Source organism: Mesorhizobium sp. WSM3862, from assembly GCF_002294985.1.
In the GTDB taxonomy this organism is placed as follows: Bacteria; Pseudomonadota; Alphaproteobacteria; order Rhizobiales; family Rhizobiaceae; genus Mesorhizobium.
Genome location: NZ_NSGE01000002.1, coordinates 115,078 through 132,962, shown reverse-complemented (window position 1 = coordinate 132,962; position 17,885 = coordinate 115,078). Strand labels below are relative to the sequence as shown.

Sequence of the window (17,885 nt, the reverse complement as noted above, 5' to 3'; positions counted from 1 at the left end):
ACGCGCCCTGCCCTTGTCGCGCGCGCACCGCCTCCAAACTCCTAGCCATCCGGCTCCTTCGGCGGCATGTCATCCTTGCGAAGCGGCACGAAGAGATCGCGGTTTCGCGCGCCGGCGCGAAAACCGTCGTGGAGGAAGAACAGCGAGCGCCCCGAGGTTGCCTTTTGCCTCGCCGGAGCGACAGATTTGCCCTTGAATTGTTTCATGTCAGTGGCCGAAACCCCGGCCGCCCTGAGCTGCTCGAGGTAATCGACTGTCTCTTTCGGCAATGGCTTGCCGTGCTTCAAATGCCCTTCGTAGCGCTCGGGGCCTGCGTTGTAGGCGGCGAACAGGCCGGGGAATCCGAAGCGGTCATACATGGCTCGGAGATAGGCGGTGCCGGCGAGAATATTGTCGCGCGGATCGTGCGGATTGGGGCCGAGACCATGGGCCACGCGCATCTCCGCATAGGTGGCGGGCATCACCTGCATGAGGCCAATGGCGCCGGCGCGAGAGGTGATGGGGCGGCCGTCGCGCATGGTGTTGCCGCCGCTTTCGGCATCCATGACGGCGTAGATCCAGGCCTGCGGAACACGGAAATGCCGGCTCGCTTCCGCTACGAACTGCTGCCAGTTTCGAAGCTGCGGACTTTGGGAGATGGCGACCGGCTCGGCGCCGGTCGAGGCGGAACAGGCGCATGGCGCGGTGGCGATCATGCCTAATATCAGGAGCGTCACTCGGTCCATAGCGGCACGAGCCTCCCGATGACATTGGCGGCCGGCACCGGCCCGAAATAGCGGCTGTCGAAGGAGCGACTGGTCTCGCTGCCGAGCAGGAACACCTCGGACTTCGTCAGCGCCCGGCAGCCATTCCACCATGGCAAGGGCCGGCCTTGGGCGTCGATCTTGAGCCGGCGCGCCACGATGTCGCCGCCGATGATGATGGCGTCATGGAAGGCGCAGACATGCTCGGTCGGGACCGCTGCAAGGCGCTTCACCAGCGCCACATTGCGGGGCAGATAGCCGCGTTGGGCCGCCAGATAGGCCACGTAATCAGGCGGGCGGACGAGCACCAGATCGCCACGCGCCGGCGTGCCCGCAGCGACGCGGTAGAGGCCGATCGGCGCGCTGGCCGAGGCGTTCCAGACCAGCCATGGCGTTGGTTTTGCGAGTACCGTGAAGGCCAAAAGGCTCAGGCCAATCGTGGCAATGGCGATCGTCTTGCGGGCGCGAACGCGGCGCAGGCCGGAGCCGATCATGCGCAGAAATGGACGCCGGCTCATGAGCGGCCTCCATCGTCGGCCGGCGTGGAACCGGCTTCCGGAGCGCCGTAGTGCGGATGGCCTTTCGACCATTCGTCGAGCTCGTCGATGTGATAGCGGACATAGCGGCCGTGCTTGCGGAATTTCGGGCCGCCGCCCTTGAGCCGCATCTTTTCCAGCGTGCGCTGGGAGAGGCCGATATAGAAGGCCGCTTGCGCGGTATTGAGAAACGGGCTGCCCTTCTTGGCGCGGGCGGCGCGTTCGTTTTCGTCGTCCATGATTGTCCTCGTGTCGCTTAAGGAGAAGCGACGGAGAGGATGGGCGAGCGAGGTCGCTGCGGGGACGGGCGAAGAGTCGGGGGCGAGTTTTCGCCGCTCTTGGGATGAGCCCCGCGCCGGTCGCGGCGCGGGGCCCGGAGCTCCGCCGTTTTAGTCGGCGGGGTTCCAGATGATGGCGTAGGTGTCGTCATCGTCCTGGCCGGCGGCGCGGCCGAGATTGGCGTAGAGCTTGCGCGGACCAAACTCCGGGGCGGCGATCGACAGGCTCACATAATCCTTGCCGGAAGCCTCGCCGATGCGGATCCAGCCGGCGCCGACTTCGATGCCTTGCGTCAGCACCCGGAAGTCCGGATGATTGTCGGCGGTCTTGCCCTGGTTGGGCACGATGTCGATGTCGGCGCGGACGCTGAGCGTCTTGAGCTGGCCCTTGTAGCCGCCGTTTTCCTGCTTGGTGACGTATCCGATCGCGGTCATGTTAGTCTCCTGTTTTGCTGTCGCCGGGGACCATTCCCCTGCGATGGCGGACCGTGATGGGCGCGTCCGGCCCGCCTGAACCCGAAGGGCCGCAGCGACAGCGGAGGACCCGAGCGGGCGGCTTTTTTGGAGCGAAGCGGGCGCGAGGAGCCGCCGCAGGCGGCGGGGAAAAAAGCTGCTGGCCGAGGGTTTCGGGCGGGCCGGAACCGCCCATAGGTCAACAAGCCAACCGCAGGGAAATGGTCCTGAAAGACGCTTGGGAGACTGATCGCGCGATCGGCTGACCGATCCCCAAGCAACATGGCGGGTGCCGGGCTTGGCACGGGTTCAGACACCGCAGCCAGCGACGACGTGCCTAACCCGAGTGGCGCCTCGGCGAGCGTTCCGGCGTGGCACAGGGCTGGCATCGGTTTGCGTCGGACCACCGCGTGCAGTGCGCGCTTCAAAAATCGCGAAAGTGCAACCGGTTCTGCCCGAGAGGTGCCCCAAGCGGCGGCTTTCGAAGTGCCGCCGCTTGAGGCTTGACCGGTCACTCCGACACGAACAGGTGCCGGACCTTGGCCCACTGATCGGCGGTGCGGAAGCCGCCGCGCGCTGTGTAGCTTTGGGCGGGGAATTTCATCCAGCGCGGCAGCCAGCTTTGCACCTTCTCGCGGCCGTTCTCGCCGGCAAGGAAGTCGCGGATGATCTTCTTTTGCGTCTTGACCTTCTCCGAAACATTGCCGTCGGCGACAGGCTTGCCGCCGATGTCGGCGAGCATGGCATTGGCGACTTCCTTGTCGCGCAGTAGCTCGAAGAACGCCTCGTCCGCTTGCCAGAAAGCAGCCATGTCGACGTTCAGATTATGCCCAAGCGCCTCAATGACGGCGCTGCCGGCCTCGAGCGTCTCGGCCATGACAAGGCTGAGAACGCGCAAGACATCGTCATCGGAGAGCGCCAGCAAGCGGGCAAAGACGCTGGCGAAAGCAAAGGCGTCGCCGTGGCCGCCGGCGAGCGGGCCATCGTCGTCCGCTTGCCCAATCAGCGCCAAAATTTCGCGCCGCTTCTCGGCGAAGGCGGCTTCGGCCTTGCAGGCGGCGAGGCTGGCGGCGACCGTCTCGTTCGCCGCGCGTTGCGGCTCGCGGCGCACCTGCCACAGGCTTGAACCGGAAATCGCATGCGCCACCATGAGGCGCATTGCAATGGCGGGATGGTCGAGCAAGGCGGTGCGCACGGCACCGTGGCGATGCAGATCGACATAGTTCTGCATCGGGCCGGTGAGTTCAGGCCGCGACGGCTTGACGACCTGTTCGTCCTGCTCGCCGCCCTCGTCATCGGCGCGGGCGCGGCGCGCTTCCTTGCGCGACAGCCAGCCCTCGTGACACTCGACCTCGCCGCGATGCGAGACGGTGATGACGACCTTGCCGCCCTTCTTCTTCGGGGTTTTCTCGTGATCCCATGAGTGGAAATACTGCCCCGGTTCGAGCACCGTCACTTCGCTCCATCCGGCCTCGATATAGGCGTCGCGCCTGGCCGCGATCGCCTCGTTCTGCTTCAGCCAGAACAGGTCGGCATCGGCAAAATAGCTGTCCTCGCCGAACAGGTCGGAGACGATGAGGCCGGGATAGTCCTCGATGGCGAACAGCGCCACCTTGGTGGAAATCGACTGGCCGCCGAACAGCCATTGTTTCAGCTGGTAGCCGCGCGGGGCGTATTGCTCGGGATCGGCATAAAGCGCCAGCCAGTCCTTCTGCTGCGCTTTCGAAGCCATGGTGAGATAGCGGGCCGTCTCGGCGTCGATTTCCTCGCGGCGGTAGGCTTCGCGGATTTTGGGCAGAAGCTCGCCGAGCGCCAGACTGCGTTTCACCTGAAGCTCGGTGATGCCGAAGGTGGCGGCGATGTCGGCAAGGGTGCGGCCTTCCCGGATCAGCCGGGAGAAGGTTTCCCATTGCGAGACTTCGTCGGGGTCGAGGCGCGCAATGTTTTCGATGAGCGAGGCCTCCAGCGCATCGGCGTCGTCGCCATCCTCCATGATGGCGCAGGGCAAGGCGTCGCTCTCGCCGCGCTCGTCGGCGAGCGACTTGGCGGCGAAATAGCGTCGCCGTCCGGCGACGATTTCGAAGCTTTCCGGCGTCCCGTTGGGCCGCACCAGAAGCGGCACGAGAACGCCGCGCGCGCGAACGGACGGCAGGATATCGGAGATATCCGGCGCGCGTTTGCCGTGGCGCATGTTGAGGGCGGAAATGTTAAGCCTATCAAGCGGAATATGAGCAAGCTGCATGATTTGTCTCCTTCGGTTGGTTGAGGTTTCTCCCGCCGCAAAGGCCACTAGGCCGGCGCGGCGGGACGGTTTCCGCGCCTAGCGGCGCGTCTGTTCCGCCGTGTCAGGCGGAAGCTCGGAATGGGGGGCTGCAAGCGCATCTGCTGCCTGCCGCAGCAGCCGCTCGTCCTCGGTAATGCGGCAACACAGACGAGCGGCTTCGGCGTAGACGGAGAGCGGAAACTCGGCCTTGAAATAGCGGTCGCGCTCGATGCCGAGGCCAAGCCGGCCCTTGACGCTTTGCAGTTCGGCAAGGCTGACGCTGCCGAGTTCGGGAAAGCCGAAGCCGAGATCGCAAAGGCCGAACAGCGTGTCGCCGTCCGCATCGAGTTCGCTCAAGAGCCAGGTCGCGGGACCGGTCGGATCGAACAGTTTTACGACCGGGAAATGATCGGTTTCGGTGTCGGAAGCGCCATTAGCGAGGAGACGGGAGCAAAGGTCGTCGGTGATCAGGATCATTGCGGAATTCCTTCAAAACGGTTGGGGTTGATTGAGATCGGCTTTTTTGAAACAGGCGGATGCGAGCGGCCTCTGCGCCGAGCGCGCGCGCTCGGCGCAGAGGCGCAAGGCGGTCGCGCATGGCGAATCGAGTGCGCTCATGCGGCGATCTCGTCATGCGGCTTGCCTTCGTCGTCGGCGTTGAGGCCAAGCAGCAAATCGGCGGCTTTCGAGGCTTGGCTGGCGGCGCGGAAAATGGCGCGGTTGTCCTGGCGCAGCACGGCGAGCCATGAGCCGATGTAGTCGGCATGGCGCACGGTCGGCTCGATGGCGAGAGAGCTGCAGACGAAGGCTGCGCAGATTTCGGCGACCAGTTCCTCGCGCGCATAGGCCTTCGAGCCGAAGGAGCCGGAAAGGTCGCGCGCAAGCCGGGTTGAATGGCCGGTCCAGTGGCCAAGCTCGTGGAAACAGGTGCGGTAATAGTCGATCTGGTGAAAGAAAGCGGGTTGCGGCGGCACCTGAATGAAGTCGCTGCCCGGCATGTAAAAAGCGCGATCGCCGCCAATCCTGAAATCCGCGCCGCAGTCGTGAATCAGCGCCTCGGCCTGCGGGATGATCTGACGCTCGGGCAGCGGTTCTGCGGCGGCATAGAGATGTTCCGGCAGGTTGTCGCATTGCGCGACATTGAAGACGGTGAAGCGCTTCAGAAAGGGCACGGCGTGCGGCTCATCGCCGTCGGCCCTGGCGCGTTCCATTTCGCCCTTTGGGACGAACCGGTCAGCATGCACTATTGTTGTGCCGTGTTCGCCCTTCCTGACGTTGCCGCCAAGGGCAAGCGCCTGCCGGAAGGTCAGCCAGTTCTGGCTGGCATACCCGCGCTCGAAGACAGCGCCCCAAAGGATCAGGATATTGATGCCGCAATAGCGGCGACCGGTGGCCGCGTTGCTGGGCATGCCGAGGCCGGCCTTCGCGCTGCCCCATGGCTTGACCCATGGCACGGTGCCGCGCTCCAGCTCGGCGATGATGCGATCTGTGATTTCCTGATAAAGGCTGGCGCCCGTGCGCCCGCTCTTGCCTGCGCCAGCCTCTCGGCTACTGGAACGCTTGTATTTTGCACCCATCGTCTGGTCCTCCGCTCTTCAATCCCGCGCCCTCCCCGGAAGCGGGGTGGGCGGCGAAAGCGACCGGAAAGGCCCGACGTCCAAGGCGGCCCGCATCCGAAGGACCGGAACGAAGAGGAGGACCCGAAGCGTCAAGCGAAGGGTTGCGGGACGCCGCGGCGGGCCTAGAAGGGAGTGCCGCCCACCGCGCGCCACCGGGGAAGGCCAATACAAGAAACGACGCCGGCCCATGGGCCGGCGACCGTCAGCAGCCGAGAGGCTGCCCCGCGCCAGGGGGCGAAGCCGCAGGGCCGAGACCGCCTGAGCTTGCCGAAGAAAAAGCGGGCTCGGTTCACGAGCACGCGGCGCGCGCCTTCAGGCGCGCGGGCGCTCAGCAGTGCCGATGGCGTCAAGTCGACCGCTGCGAATTCGACGCCCTTGGCGGCTTTCTGGGACTTGCGGATTGTCGGCGAGTGGCGAAGCGGGGTCGTTGAGGAGTGCGGCGCGAGTTGGCCAGCCGCTGCCGGCCGTTCACCGCGCGGGCAATGTTCATGCGTGAGCCGAGATCTGTAAGCAAGCCGTGAGCGTCACTGCAATCACTATTGCGCGCAATTGCCCACATGGCCGGTAAATGAACTGGATTTTCTGGTTTTCCAGATGGCGGTGGAAAGCGTCTGCTTGACTCCCCCTAAGCTAAAATAAGAAAGCCGCGGAGATAACCGCGAGGAGCCGCGGTGTCTGGAATCTCGAACGTCAACCGATGAAGGAGGATGCCATGCAGGTCGTTCGGAGATTTCTGGATTTGGTGAGGTATGGCCTCAAAACCACGGGAATGTCGTTGTGCGAAAGAGGCTGCGTCGCGATGCGATGGCCCGCTTCTTCGCCAATTTGCCCGCGTGTCTGGTCGGCATGGAGGCTTCGAATGGAGCGCGCTATTGGACTCGCATTCTCACTGAGCTTGGCCACCAGGTGCGGCTGATCAGCCCGACGCCATACGTCAAGTCAAACAAGAAAGACCGGAACGCGCAACAAGAATGCGAGGATCGTCTGGTCGATGCTCTCGGGTTATGCTGCCTGTCGGTGAAAGCAGCCTGACGGGACTGGAGGGCGAGAAGGAGGCCCCACCTTAAGCAATTGCGACAAAACGGCAGGGGATGGCGAAACGGGCACCCCGTCGCTTGCGGAACCTGGTGGGTGGACCGGCACGGCTTCGGCCGATGTCTGGGGGCCGCTGAGGTGGAAGCGGGCGAAACCCCTCGAGGCTCGCGGCCCTGAACATCGAGCAGCATGAAGAAGCCGGGTGCGTCAACGGCTGTGACGATCAACCGGATTCAGCCAACCTGTTGCGTTGGTAGCGAATTTCAAACCGAAGCAGGATCAAATTGCCGTCCGACTGTTCGCAGCAAGTCGTAGTCGCGCGTTTCGACGGCGGCATGCTGTCGCTCATCGTCGTGCATCAAGCGGGCTAGTCGACCGTGGACATGGCACGCCTATCCACGCCATGGATGCACTATATCCAAACAATCAAGTTTACCGATGGGTCCTCATACTGCATAGCGCATTGCCTGAAAGCCTATGTCCCGTGCTTTCCAGCTCACGTTTTCCTCGGTTGTTCTAAGTTGTTCCACAGCTAACTTGACATGGATCTATTATGCGAATTTGCGGTATCAAGCTAACGCACGACGGGGCAATCGCTGTCGTCGAGGACGGCCGATTGGTCTTTTGCATCGAGCAGGAGAAACTCGACAATAATCCACGATATCAATCCATTGATCGTCTTGAAACGATTGTTGCCGCCTTAGCGGAACATGGCCTGGATCCGCGCGATGTTGACCGGTTCGTCATCGATGGCTGGGACGGTGAGATCGAGTCGCAATTCCAGGTTGTTAGTGAGGGCACACCGGTCACTCTTAACGGGGCGCCATATGTGGAGCGGGATCCTAAAAGTCCCCTGACAGCTTGTCACGGCTCAGGCCTCGTGCTGGGCGGCGGGGTATTTTCTTATGAAAGTTATCCGCATGTCCTTGGCCACGTAGCTTCCGCGTACTGCACCAGCCCATTCGCTAAAGCCAAAGAACCTGCCCTTTGCCTGGTATGGGACGGCTTCATCTTCCCGCGGCTTTATTACGTGGAACCAAGCGGAGTGCGGTTTATCGAATGCCTATTTCCGATGATGGGTCATGCCTATGCCGCCGCGGGCCAACACTTCGGTCCTTACAGGCAGGAAACGAGGACCGGCTGGAATCTGGATATCGCCGGCAAGCTGATGGCCTATATCGCGCTCGGATCTGTCAACGAAAAGATCGTGACAGTATTTGGGGAGCTTTACGACCAACATTTCGCCGGCGACACGAAGCTTGCTATTGAATATAGAAACAACAGCCGCTCCGAAGACGCGTTACTCACGGCCGTGCATGATTTCTTCGATGAAAGCGAGTTACGGCTAGTCGCCGAAACACCCGAGGACATACTTGCTTCGTTTCATGCCTTTCTCGAGCGCCTTCTCGTTCGTGAGATGACAAACGCGCTGCGTGGGCTCTCGGTTGCCGGAACGCGAAACCTGTGCATCGCCGGCGGATGCGGGCTGAATATCAAATGGAACAGTGCACTTCGCGCGAGCGGTTTGTTCGATACAGTCTGGGTGCCTCCGTTTCCCAACGACAGCGGGTCGGCGATCGGCGCCGCTTGCTGCGCCCTGGCTGCTAACAAAGGCCTCGTTTACCTCGATTGGTCAGTCTACAGCGGGCCAAACATGAAGCATGGCCCCGTGCCGCCGGGATGGCAGGCTGCTCCATGCAGCTTGGCAGAACTTGCCAGCGTGCTCGCCGGCGGCAAGCCTGTCGTTTTCCTCGCTGGCCGTGCAGAGCTTGGACCGCGTGCGTTGGGAGGCAGAAGTATCCTGGCGGCCGCGACTTCGCCGCAAATGAAGGACCACCTCAACAAATTAAAACGTCGAGAGCACTTCCGGCCGGTGGCGCCAATATGCTTGGAGGATCGTGCACCTGAGATATTCGAACCTGGCACGCCGGATCCTTACATGCTGTTCGATCACCGAACTCGTTCGGGGTGGAAAGAGAAAATCCCGGCCGTCGTTCATCTCGACGGGACTGCACGGTTACAGACAGTTTCTAGAAAATCTGATCACCCAATTGCAGAGCTCCTGGTCGAATATGAACAACTCACTGGCATTCCGCTGCTCTGCAACACGAGTGCCAACCTTAACGGACGTGGGTTCTTTCCGGATGCTGCGGCAGCATGTGAGTGGGGATGCGTGGACCACGTTTGGTGCAATGGGTTGCTGTTGACTAAAACAGGTTAGTCGCCGCTGCGTCGTCAATAAGGCTGGCTGGGTGTACAGGGACGATCGCGCCTAGTTTGGCGCGTACATGCAGCAGCATCAGGCGGCGCAACCGGCGTCACATGCCCGTGGCGTCGAAGGATAGGGCATCAAGGCTCTCCTCACTGTATTTCGCGTCAGGATTCGATAACCACGCCGCCCAATCGTTGGCCAATCACCGGTGAGTTCCATGAAGCACTGCTGACGTCTCCACTGACAAAATTGTCGGAGCAAGTTGCGTGCCGATTGCCGCATCGTTTGCCTTCACCAATTGCCCTCGTACGGGCAGCCGGCCGTGGCGATCTTTGATCGCTCTTGCGACATTCTTGTCCGTCTTCGGACACAACAACGTTTCCGGAAAGGCGCGCAAGGGCGAGCAAATCAAGGAAACTCATCCCTGCAAACATCGTGACGCCCAGCCGAACTCGATCCTCACCACGTGCAGACCGGCGCGTGGTGCTGATGGGCTGGAGGCGTCAAAGACCGTCCTCGATAGGGGGAGCAGCAACAACGCGACGGTAGAGGTGCGACGGCCGCATCCTCCCAGATCGCCGGCCTGCGCACGCAATTGCCCGCTAGAGACAAAGCCTTACGCGGTCGATGCAGGGCCTGCCGGAGTCCGGCAATGCATCGGGCTCGGCGCGGCCGGAAAGGTTTTCGTCTTCCGAGCCGGGACGCAAGTGCCGATTATCCCGGACATACAGCACTTTTGGTCGGTTCGGGTGGCCAAGCGATTGTGCGGCGCTATCGGTGTCGGTCAAGGCACGGCGGCCCTGCTCAAGCCAACAGGGCTTCGGCAAAAGATAGTCCGGTTCGGTGCCTGCAAGTGAATGGTATGGCGCTTGCTGTCATCGGTTAGAGCCCATCAAAGCACGTAGAAAGCTACAAACAGAACCATGGCAAAACGCGAGCGCCCAAGGAGACCCGTGCACATCTGCGGCGAACGTTTCCTCCAGCGTTGCTCGGTAGCTGCTTTGCGCATCAGACTGACGGAACAAGGCGTGGCGCTAGCCCAATTGTCGTTTACCCGCCTGCGCCAGCAGGGCCGTTTTGGAACACGGCGTCGACCAACTGCGGCCTCTCAGTCTCACGACTGTCGCCGACGCGATCAAGGTACACCAGTCGACGGCAAGCCGGGTGGCGTCGAGCAAATACATGCTGATCCCGAGCGGCGTGTTCGAACTGGAGTATTTTTCGCTGTCGCGATCGCCTCCTCCCAAGGTGGCGACGCGCACTGCGCCGAAGCGTCGGCAATCGGATCAAGTCGACAATGCCGCCGGAGAATTGCCGGATGACGTGCTGTCCGACGGTGACATCGTCCGGCTCAAGCAAAGGGCCATCGACTTCGCGCGCCGCAACGCAACGATCGCGAAGCGATCCCATCCCCTCCTTGGTGCATCGCCGCAGGGGAAGGCGCTTTTGGCGTTCGTGCGGGTCAGCGCAGCCTCCCCGATGTTGCGCATCGAAACTGGAGACCCGGTTCATGACCGAATCCGCGACAGGCTTCATGGACGGAGTTCTGCATGACCCAGAACAGCCAAATCAACGGTCGGGTCCCGCCTGGGGTGCGGTCATCTCGCTTGCCTTAGGCACTTTCGGGCTTGTGACGGCAGAGTTTCTGCCTGCCAGCGTGCTGACGCCGCTCGCGCATGATCTCGGTATCACCGAGGGTGCAGCTGGACAGGCGCTGACAGCGACTGCAATCGTCGGTGCCATCGCGGCGCCGACGATGGCCATCATCACAAATCGCCTGGACCGCAGGATCGTCATGTGGGCGATGACGCTGCTGCTGATCCTGTCGAACGTTCTGTCGGCGGTCGCGGGGTCGCTGCCGGTTCTTCTGACCGCCCGCGTCGTGCTCGGAATAGCGATCGGAGGCTTCTGGTCGATTTCAGCAGCGCTGGCGATGCGGCTCGTTCCAAGTCACCTCCTGCAGCGCGCCCTGTCGATCATCCTCACCGGCGTTACCGTCGCTACCGTCTGCGCGGCTCCAATCGGCGCCTATGTCGGCGACATCTGGGGATGGCGAACCGCCTTCATGATCGCTGCGGTCGTAGCCGCCATTACACTGGTAGTGCAACTCGTGGCCCTTCCGAGGCTGCCTCCGATTGGACCGGCCAGCTTTCGCCGCCTGCTGGATGTGGCCAGGAACCCGACGATCAAAGTCGCGATTTTGGTCGTCCTGCTTGCCGCGTCCGGGCACTTCGCCGGCTTCGCCTATATCCGCGCCTTCCTCGAGGATGTTCCCGCGCTCAATATCGCGACAATCTCACTCGTGTTGCTCGTCTTTGGCATCGGCGGCTTCTTCGGCAATTTGGCCGGCGGAGTCTTGGCCGAGCACAGCCTCAAGGCAGTCGCGGCCCTGCCGCCCCTGATCATAGCGCTTGCCGCTGTCTCGCTGCTGACGCTGGGAGCATCGGCATGGGCCGCGGTGATTGCGGTCAGCGTATGGGGCTTTGCCTTCGGCGCGGTGCCGGTGGGACTGCAGACATGGATGGTGCTGCGCGCTGCTCCCGAGCATGCCGAAAACGCCGGTGGGCTGATGGCCGCAACGTTCCAAGTGGCCATCGCAGCCGGCGCGGTTTTCGGCGGACTACTCGTGGACAATGCCGGCGTGGCCAGTGTTTTTGCCTACAGCGCCGTAGCCTCGTTCCTCGCTGCCCTGACGGTGTTCTTACTCGGCCCGAAGCGCGATGCCTGAACCGCTTGAAAGAGGCCGTCAGTGAAGCGCGGGGAAAGATGCAATCACATCGGCCGCGCGGTCCGATCCTGCGCACGATCTTTGGCGGTTGCAGGCTTCGTCTCCGCGAGCGGCGGAATCTCAATCGCCGCCTGACCTTCGGGAAGCACCCGGGGTCAGCGTCGGGAAATCAGCACCACACCGTCATGGCGAAATCATCCAATTTGAGCCAGGCCCAATTTTTTGCGCGCCGTTTGCATCCGTACGAGGCGCTGAGTAAAATCCAGACCTGGACCAGGGAGCACCCGCGACTTCACATGCGGGACGCCTCCTGCAACATTATCTGCCGCATCCAGGTGCTTGCCGGATCGCTGTTGTGAAGGGTGGGCCATTGGACGGCCTCGGTGAACGTGGGTAGTGGCCGCGGAAGTTCGATGATCCGCAGGGGGAAAGTGTTTTTGAAACGCTGAACCAGCCGGAGCGGCATGGTCGCTATACGAGATGTGCCTGAGACCATCGGCGGGATCATGCTGAAGGCCTGAACGATGATCTCGACACGCCTCTTGAGACCATGCTCAAGCAAAAACCGTTCCTCGATGGATGGCATCTGCGCACGGCCGAGCCTGAACGCAATGTGCTTCATCGTCACGTATCTCTCAAATGTAAGCCGCCCTGGCAATTGCTTGTTCGTGGGGCAGCCGACGCACACGAATGTCTCGTCGAACAGCGCCCCTCTTGGATGCGCGCTCGACATGAACAATTCCGGACAAATCAGGAAATCGACGTCGCCGCGCCGGAGAAGATCGTCCGGATCGTCGTCGAGCGGCAGCAATTCGAAGCTGACGGCGGGCGCTTCGCGTGCAACACGCTCCACGACCTTTTCAAAAAACACAAGTGTGACGAAATCCGAAACCATGATCCGGAAGCGGCGATCGGATTGAGCCGGCTTAAACGGCTCCCAAGAAATAATCGAGCACTGGATGTGCAGGAGTGCGCCGCGAACTGCGGGAGCCAGTGTTTCCGCACGCGGGGTTAGAACACGTTCGCGGCCGCTCATCGTAAACAGTTCATCATTGAAATAATGGCGCAGCCGGCCGACGGCCGCGCTCATGGCTGGCTGACTCAGGTTGATGCTGTTTGCCGCCGCCGTGAGGTTGCGCTCGGTCAGCAGTGCGTCGAGCACGACGAGAAGGTTCAGATCAAGGCCTTTGAAACGCATGCCTCATCCGTCCGTAACGTGGTTGCTTGTCATCGCGACCATTGTGTGCGTTCGCGTACGGTCCAACTCAGAGGTGTTGTATCCGACCTGCCGCCCACGCGTGTGGAGGACGTGCTCGTCGTGTTTATGCCGATTGCGCGGCAGATGAGCGAATGGCCGACGTGCACAACAGTTGATCGGACAGGTCCGGAGCGATGAAACGAATTTTTCACGTGGCTAATTGACTACAGATTGAGGTTTGAGCAGACCTGGGCGTGGCGGCGCTCCGACAACGATCCGAGAGACATATCCAAGGTCGCGCGCAACCTTGCGAATTGCCATCGCTGTGACGACAATGGCCACTCCAAGAACACTTGCGAACGCGATTCTGCTCGTGAGATTCCAGACTTCTCCAAACTGTATAAAATCCGTGAGGCGAAACACGGCACCCTGAACCAGATAAAGCAGCAGCGTGCTCTGACCAAGCTCGACCGCGACAAAGCGAGCTATTCTGGTCGAATGGACAATTCTCCAGCATTGCAACATAAACTGCACTGCCACTGCAGAAGCCGCTGCCGAGCCGGCGAACATCAGCAATACTTGTTTAGCTGACCGTTCATCATTGATTAGCACGTGATTGTTGAAGGCGTAGGTCTGCTTATCCCACCATAGGAAGCATATGAAAGCGGTAACGGAGAGTAGAAACAAAAAAACTGGTTTATGCGTCCAGATGAAACTTTCCTTCCATCCACTCGACTGGGCAAAGAAGAACCCCAAACAATAAAATGGGTATGTGTATCTTAGCGACGGGATTATCGATGATGTGATGGGGGCGATTGCGACCGCAATTGCAGATGCGCTTATGATCCATATCGATAGACGATTGAAAGTTGTAAAAAGCTTAACCAGGATGAACGAAATAAACGCCGCCCATATGAACCAGTATGTTCCAATGACCTCGTTCAACAGATCCAACAGTCCGCCAGCTAAACTCTTCGTCGGAACCATCACGGTGGACTTTAGCGCCCAAATCAACGCACACCAAAAAAGCATTGGCAGCAGTAACTGGGTTGCTCGATTGCCGACCCCTTGAATGAACGGTTTTCGCAAAATTGCCCCAGAAGAGAGATAGCCGCTTATCGCCATAAAGAGAGGCATATGAAATATGTATATCGACCTGAAGTACGGCGACAGCCAGAAGGCGTCAGTGCCTCGATAAATACAATATTGTAATAAATGCCCAATTATCACCAAGGTAATGAGTATACCTTTGGCGAAATCAAAGCTTGGGTCTCGGTTGTTTGTTCCTGCTGGGCGCGAGCCGCGTGCCTTCGCTCCGACTGTTAGGTGATCAAGCATCAGATGCCGGCCTATCTATCGCAGCTGCTACTTGCCGTTTGCCGGCACGGCGAGCGCGCCAGTTTCGGCGCAAAGGATCGAAAGTGACGGGGATCGGGCATGGTATCGTGGGGCGACTGGCTGCAAGCGAGCGACAAAATCTCAGTGCCTGATCGCTACCTCGATCGCAGTGGCGGTCGCGATCATGTGCGGCGACGCGAACGCCCGGCACTATGGCCGCCAGGCCGTCTGTGCAGAACCTCTCAAGGTGGTTCCACGGCGCATGCCGAACCGCGCCGAAAGCGACTGGAATGTCAGCCTGCTGCGGTACCAGACGCATGACGCGGATAGAATGGCTCATTCCGAGTCTCTCAAGATCCGGATGCACCGTTGTACAATCCGAGTTCGCCTACCAAGAAATCAACCTCGCCGACCGTGAGGAAACGGCGCAGCAGGTCCAAGTGAGCCGCTACGCCATGCAGTGGCGTGATCGGGTGCATCTCAGGTGCGGTCATCTATGCAGCGCCCTGGAAGTTTGGTAAAATCGATTGTTTAGATCGCGAGCATCCACGCTATGGATAATTGAAAGCCATGCGCTTCAAGGGCCTTGATCTGAACCTCCTCGTCGTGCTCGATGCACTGCTGACCGAGCGCAACCTCACGGCGGCGGCAAACAGCATCAACCTGAGTCAGCCAGCCATGAGCGCGGCCGTCGCCCGGCTGCGCGATTTTTTCAACGATGAACTGTTTACGATGAGCGGACGCGAACGTGTTCTAACACAGCGTGCGGAAACACTCGCCCCCGCAGTTCGCGGCGCACTCCTGAAAATCCAGTCCTCGATCATTTCTTGGGATCCGTTTAACCCGGCTCAATCCGATCGCCGTTTCAGGATCGTTCTTTCCGATTTCGTCACACTTGTGTTTTTTGAAAAGGTCGTGGAGCGTGTTGCACGCGAAGCACCCGCCGTCAGCTTCGAATTGCTGCCGCTCGACGACGATCCGGATGAGCTTCTCCGGCGCGGCGACGTCGATTTCCTGATTTGTCCGGAATTGTTCATGTCGAGCGCGCATCCAAGAGGGGCGCTGTTCGACGAGACACTCGTGTGCGTGGGCTGCCCCACGAACAAGCAGCTGCCAGGGCAGCTTACCTTCGAGAGCTACATGTCCATGAGGCACGTTGCGGTCAAGTTCGGCCATGCGCTGACGCCATCCATGGAGGAACGGTTTTTGCTTGAGCATGGTCTCAAGAGACGTGTCGAGATCGTCGTACAGGCTTTCAGCATGATCCCGCCGATGGTCTCAGGCACAGCTCGTATAGCGAGCATGCCCTTCCGGCTGGTTAAATATTTCGAAAAAACCTTGCCCCTGCGGATCGTCGAACTTCCGCTGCCGCTTCCCGCATTCACCGAGGCCGTCCAATGGCCCGCCCTTCACAACAGCGATCCGGCAAGCATCTGGATGCGAGAGGTGTTGTTACAGGAGGCGTCTCGAATGACTTCTCCGCCGGACGCCAAAGGGCGCCGCAGGCACCCCCAAATTCACTCCCGCGTCTCACGCCGCCAGTCGCGTCAATAGCCCGTGTCGGACTAGATCGATGCTTGCGGCAAGTGCGCCTGCGAAGTCGTCGAGCGGGTGGGCTGCATCGACAAACGGTGCGAATGAGAAGGGCCCCCCATAACCGCCATCAAGCAGCGCCCGGATCTGGCTGCCATTGTCGGAACCTGCCAGGACGCGATCCGGGTAAATCCAGTGAATTGGATCGTTCACTCTTGAAATGTGCACAAGACCGGTCAGCTCGCAGGAGAAGAACGTCTCCCCGGCGAGCGTGTGGTGGAACGTGTCGTGCACGAGCCGGAAGACCGATCGGCCATCAATAGCGGCGATGGCCTTAGCCGCTTCGCTCTTCGATCGAAGCGAGCAGGTTTGGAAGCCCAGCGGCTCGATGAGACCGATCAGGCCGCGCGACTGGAGGATCGGCTTGAGCGCCTTCAAGGCGGTGCGGAGATCGCCCCGGTGCTCGCCATTGGCGGGCCAGGAGCCGTCGTTGACCGGCACCAGCATGAGCATCTGGGCTCCGCAGGCCGCCGCATAATCGGCGAGTTTGCTCGCCTCGGCCTTGCGGGCTGGTGTCCACTCATTGAAGCGCTGCAAGGCATTGACGGAAATGATCCCAACGCCTGCTTCGGCGGCGGCAGAGCGGACGTCTGCCGCCGGGATGCCGAGTGCAATCGTATTGCTGCGCGGCTGGCAGCGGATCTGGACGTCGGTCAGCCCCTGGTCGCGGGCAAAAGCGAAAAGCGCCCCAACGTCAAGTCCGGGTGTCGCCATATGATCGAGTGCAAAGCGGGGCGATGCTTGGCGCATGGGTTGGTTTTCCTTCCGTGAAACGGGTGCCATTCTCGGCTGACTTGTCTTCTACCGTGCGTTGATATGCGAGGGCCGAAATGATCTTCATGCGGGAGGCGAGTCGGTCGAGCGCACGCTTCTCTCACTGTGGTGCATCTGCTTGCGCAAGCTAACCCGCCAACCCGCAGAGACGCCCAACCGATCGGATTCAAAATTCAGGCAGCCGGGTGCTTCGCCAGAGCGAGGCCGACGCCCAGCGCGATCATCGCGCCGCCCGACGCTTCCCTTAGGCGGCGGATCAACCCGGGACGCGCTGCCGCGCCGTCTTGAATGCCGCTGGCCAGGAAGGCAACCACGATGTCGGCAAGCGTGTTGAGTGCAATCGACAAGGAGCCAAGCACCACGAATTGCAGAGCTACGAACCCTGCGCTCGGGTTCACGAACTGCGGAAGGAAGGCTAAAAAAAACGCTGCCGTCTTCGGGTTGAGAGCCTCGACCAGCACCCCTTCACGAAATGCCCGCCGAGGTCCGACTGGACTCACCCGGTCGCCGTCATTGCCGCCGGTCGCTCCCTTGCGGCGGGCGGCTTGAAAGGTGCGAAAGCCGAGCCAGACGAGGTAGACCGCGCCGAACAGCTTTAATGCAGAGAACAGTTCCGAGCTCCCGAGCACGATCGCGGAAACACCTAAGCTTGCGGCGAGGACGTGGATCATGCCCCCTACCCCGGTGCCGAGGCTGGAAGCGATACCTTCCGGACGACCGCCGGCGAGCGTGCGCGCGGCAACGTAGAAGATGCCCGGACCTGGCGTGATGGCGAGCATGAAGGCCGCGGCGAGATACAGGGCGAATGGGGTCAGTTCTGGCATCATGGTCGATTCCGACGAGGTTCACGATCATTTGGGACGAGAGCGGGCGATCTCTCGGTCAGATGCCCGCTCGCTCGCTGCAAGGCCCTCCTTGCGTTACCACTCAGCTACCGGCAATCTGACCTGCTGGAAACGGCCAGTCAGAAGCTATCGACGTGGTCCAGTGGACGAAAGACGGATCCGATCAGGGACAGATCCGCAGCGGGGTGGGCGAGTCGGGGAACAGCCTGCGTCCTTCGCAGCCGAGCGGTGGGGACATCCCGCATAACGGCAACGGCGGCTAGATTCCCA

18 protein-coding genes and 2 pseudogenes are annotated in these 17,885 nt (G+C 61.0%); 6 read left to right on the top strand and 14 right to left on the bottom strand.

Annotated features, from left to right (window positions below):
* Positions 1 to 41 precede the first annotated feature (41 nt).
* From CK224_RS05030 to CK224_RS05000, 8 genes are all read right to left on the bottom strand, one after another.
* Positions 42 to 725: a lytic transglycosylase domain-containing protein gene (locus CK224_RS05030; protein WP_095781000.1), complete on the bottom strand. Its 684-nt coding sequence runs from the start codon at positions 723 to 725 to the stop codon at positions 42 to 44.
* Positions 713 to 1,261: a S26 family signal peptidase gene (locus CK224_RS05025; RefSeq protein WP_095780999.1), complete on the bottom strand. Its 549-nt coding sequence runs from the start codon at positions 1,259 to 1,261 to the stop codon at positions 713 to 715. Before CK224_RS05025 ends, CK224_RS05030 begins: the two co-directional genes overlap by 13 nt.
* Positions 1,258 to 1,518, bottom strand: a complete 261-nt coding sequence (locus tag CK224_RS05020; protein ID WP_066995517.1) for a helix-turn-helix domain-containing protein — start codon at positions 1,516 to 1,518, stop codon at positions 1,258 to 1,260. Before CK224_RS05020 ends, CK224_RS05025 begins: the two co-directional genes overlap by 4 nt.
* 150 nt (positions 1,519 to 1,668) lie before the next feature.
* A complete protein-coding gene (locus CK224_RS05015; protein ID WP_095780998.1) occupies positions 1,669 to 1,992 on the bottom strand; it encodes a DUF736 domain-containing protein in 324 nt (107 codons plus the stop codon).
* A gap of 529 nt (positions 1,993 to 2,521) precedes the next feature.
* Positions 2,522 to 4,252 (bottom strand): ParB/RepB/Spo0J family partition protein, encoded by a 1,731-nt coding sequence (locus tag CK224_RS05010; RefSeq protein WP_095780997.1) that lies wholly within the window; start codon positions 4,250 to 4,252, stop codon positions 2,522 to 2,524.
* A 78-nt stretch (positions 4,253 to 4,330) separates the two neighbouring features.
* Positions 4,331 to 4,750: a DUF2958 domain-containing protein gene (locus tag CK224_RS05005; RefSeq protein WP_095780996.1), complete on the bottom strand. Its 420-nt coding sequence runs from the start codon at positions 4,748 to 4,750 to the stop codon at positions 4,331 to 4,333.
* Between the two features lie 12 nt (positions 4,751 to 4,762).
* Positions 4,763 to 4,891: a hypothetical protein gene (locus CK224_RS32295; RefSeq protein ID WP_280952246.1), complete on the bottom strand. Its 129-nt coding sequence runs from the start codon at positions 4,889 to 4,891 to the stop codon at positions 4,763 to 4,765.
* On the bottom strand, positions 4,888 to 5,850 hold the full coding sequence (locus tag CK224_RS05000; protein WP_095780995.1) for a zincin-like metallopeptidase domain-containing protein: 963 nt from the start codon (positions 5,848 to 5,850) through the stop codon (positions 4,888 to 4,890). The genes CK224_RS32295 and CK224_RS05000 overlap by 4 nt, the downstream gene beginning before the upstream one ends.
* Before the next feature lie 807 nt (positions 5,851 to 6,657).
* On the opposite strand from CK224_RS05000, the pseudogene CK224_RS04995 reads away from it, so the two are divergent.
* The 4 genes and pseudogenes from CK224_RS04995 to CK224_RS04980 all read left to right on the top strand — a co-directional run.
* Positions 6,658 to 6,831: pseudogene (locus CK224_RS04995) on the top strand (IS110 family transposase); the annotation flags it as partial.
* Positions 6,832 to 7,480: 649 nt separating this feature from the next.
* Positions 7,481 to 9,148 carry a nodulation protein NodU gene (gene nodU, locus CK224_RS04990; protein WP_095780994.1) on the top strand — a complete coding sequence of 556 codons (1,668 nt, stop codon included), beginning with the start codon at positions 7,481 to 7,483 and terminating at the stop codon, positions 9,146 to 9,148.
* 1,068 nt (positions 9,149 to 10,216) lie between these two features.
* On the top strand, positions 10,217 to 10,693 hold the full coding sequence (locus CK224_RS04985; RefSeq protein WP_095780993.1) for a hypothetical protein: 477 nt from the start codon (positions 10,217 to 10,219) through the stop codon (positions 10,691 to 10,693).
* Positions 10,650 to 11,867, top strand: a complete 1,218-nt coding sequence (locus CK224_RS04980; protein ID WP_095780992.1) for an MFS transporter — start codon at positions 10,650 to 10,652, stop codon at positions 11,865 to 11,867. Before CK224_RS04985 ends, CK224_RS04980 begins: the two co-directional genes overlap by 44 nt.
* A 292-nt stretch (positions 11,868 to 12,159) precedes the next feature.
* Here the strand turns inward: CK224_RS04980 and CK224_RS04975 are convergent, their stop codons facing one another.
* On the bottom strand, positions 12,160 to 13,065 hold the full coding sequence (locus CK224_RS04975) for a LysR family transcriptional regulator (protein WP_095780991.1): 906 nt from the start codon (positions 13,063 to 13,065) through the stop codon (positions 12,160 to 12,162).
* A gap of 84 nt (positions 13,066 to 13,149) precedes the next feature.
* On the opposite strand from CK224_RS04975, the pseudogene CK224_RS31830 reads away from it, so the two are divergent.
* Positions 13,150 to 13,263 (top strand): annotated as a pseudogene (locus CK224_RS31830) (acyltransferase); the annotation flags it as partial.
* A gap of 18 nt (positions 13,264 to 13,281) precedes the next feature.
* Here CK224_RS31830 and nolL read toward each other — a convergent pair.
* From nolL to CK224_RS32285, 3 genes are read right to left on the bottom strand one after another with little or no spacing between them, the layout of a single operon-like run.
* Complete coding sequence (gene nolL, locus CK224_RS04965; RefSeq protein ID WP_095780990.1) at positions 13,282 to 14,403, bottom strand: nodulation factor fucose acetyltransferase NolL; 1,122 nt, start codon at positions 14,401 to 14,403, stop codon at positions 13,282 to 13,284.
* A complete protein-coding gene (locus CK224_RS32290) occupies positions 14,396 to 14,722 on the bottom strand; it encodes a hypothetical protein (protein ID WP_280952254.1) in 327 nt (108 codons plus the stop codon). The genes nolL and CK224_RS32290 overlap by 8 nt, the downstream gene beginning before the upstream one ends.
* Positions 14,723 to 14,753: 31 nt before the next feature.
* Positions 14,754 to 14,882 carry a hypothetical protein gene (locus tag CK224_RS32285; RefSeq protein WP_280952253.1) on the bottom strand — a complete coding sequence of 43 codons (129 nt, stop codon included), beginning with the start codon at positions 14,880 to 14,882 and terminating at the stop codon, positions 14,754 to 14,756.
* 91 nt (positions 14,883 to 14,973) lie between these two features.
* On the opposite strand from CK224_RS32285, the gene CK224_RS04955 reads away from it, so the two are divergent.
* Complete coding sequence (locus tag CK224_RS04955) at positions 14,974 to 15,957, top strand: LysR family transcriptional regulator (protein ID WP_095780989.1); 984 nt, start codon at positions 14,974 to 14,976, stop codon at positions 15,955 to 15,957.
* On the opposite strand, the gene CK224_RS04950 is transcribed toward CK224_RS04955, so the two are convergent.
* Positions 15,934 to 16,746 (bottom strand): TIM barrel protein, encoded by an 813-nt coding sequence (locus CK224_RS04950; protein ID WP_245425737.1) that lies wholly within the window; start codon positions 16,744 to 16,746, stop codon positions 15,934 to 15,936. The genes CK224_RS04955 and CK224_RS04950 overlap by 24 nt on opposite strands.
* A gap of 197 nt (positions 16,747 to 16,943) precedes the next feature.
* Positions 16,944 to 17,594, bottom strand: a complete 651-nt coding sequence (locus CK224_RS04945) for a LysE family translocator (RefSeq protein WP_095781437.1) — start codon at positions 17,592 to 17,594, stop codon at positions 16,944 to 16,946.
* Positions 17,595 to 17,885 lie beyond the last annotated feature (291 nt).